Source organism: Anoxybacillus sp. J5B_2022 (assembly GCF_026847645.1).
Lineage (GTDB): Bacteria > Bacillota > Bacilli > Bacillales > Anoxybacillaceae > Anoxybacteroides.
This window is the reverse complement of sequence record NZ_JAPSMC010000157.1, coordinates 1-1,046: the sequence shown is the minus strand read 5'-3', so window position 1 is coordinate 1,046 and position 1,046 is coordinate 1. Positions and strand designations below refer to the sequence as shown.

Below are 1,046 nucleotides of genomic sequence, written 5' to 3'. Positions count from 1 at the left end.
GTGTAAATAAAGGGGATGCGTTTTTTCAAGTAGAACTTGAAGTATTTAATAGAGAAGGTAAAGCAATTTTTATTGCAGAGAACATAGCAAGATCTAATTTATCAGAGCAGCCTTTTGAAGAGTTTATTTATCGAAATAAACCAACTTTTGCTAAAGGATTTGGATGTGCGGCAAGTTGGGAAGCCAAAAATGAAAAACAAGCATATAGATTGAAAACCGAGTTTATTCCTACACATGAAGTAAATAAAATGAAAACAGAATTACCGTACAGCAAGAAATTTGGAGATATCCCTGCGAATTTTCTTTCTATCAAGTTTTTTTCTGATGAAATAAATCAGCAAGAAATAATTGCTCGATTAAATAATCTAGCGGATCGTTATGAAGAATGGATAGACAGTTTATCTTCGCATCAAGTTGCAGAGAGAGAGCAGACTAAACAGAATATAGACGATTGCATGTTTGCGTTGCGTAGAATTCGTAAAGGGGTACAGCTGTTAAATGACGAAAAGGTTTTTGAAGCATTTGTGTTTATGAACAAAGTAATGCATGTTCAAAGTGCGATGAAGGCGTTTTCGAAAAATAAAACGAGTTTAGAAGAGGAAATAAAGAAAGAACATTTTGCTTGGCGACCTTTCCAAATAGCTTTTATTCTTCTTAATTTAGAAGGCGTTGTAAACCCGCGATCGAAAGAACGGAAAATAGTTGACTTGTTGTGGTTTCCTACAGGTGGAGGAAAAACAGAAGCTTACTTAGGATTAGCAGCATTTCTTTTAGGATATAGGCGATTAAGCGCGGATTCAGAACAAAGATTTCAAAAAGATGGCGGAGTTACTATCTTCATTAGATATACACTACGCTTATTAACGACTCAACAAAGAGATCGATTGCTGAGAATGATTTGCGCTTGTGAATATATTCGTCAAACAGATACGGAAAAGAGATTTGGAAGAAGTGAATACTCAGTTGGATTTTGGGTTGGTGGACAGGTTACAGTTAATGACTGTAGATGAGCAAATTCGCTAACATAAATTTACAACCAAACAAAA

1 pseudogene is annotated in these 1,046 nt (G+C 35.1%); it reads left to right on the top strand.

What is annotated here, in order from left to right:
- A pseudogene (locus tag M4I42_RS16950) lies at nucleotides 1-1,010 on the top strand (DISARM system helicase DrmA); the annotation flags it as partial.
- Nucleotides 1,011-1,046: the final 36 nt, after the last annotated feature.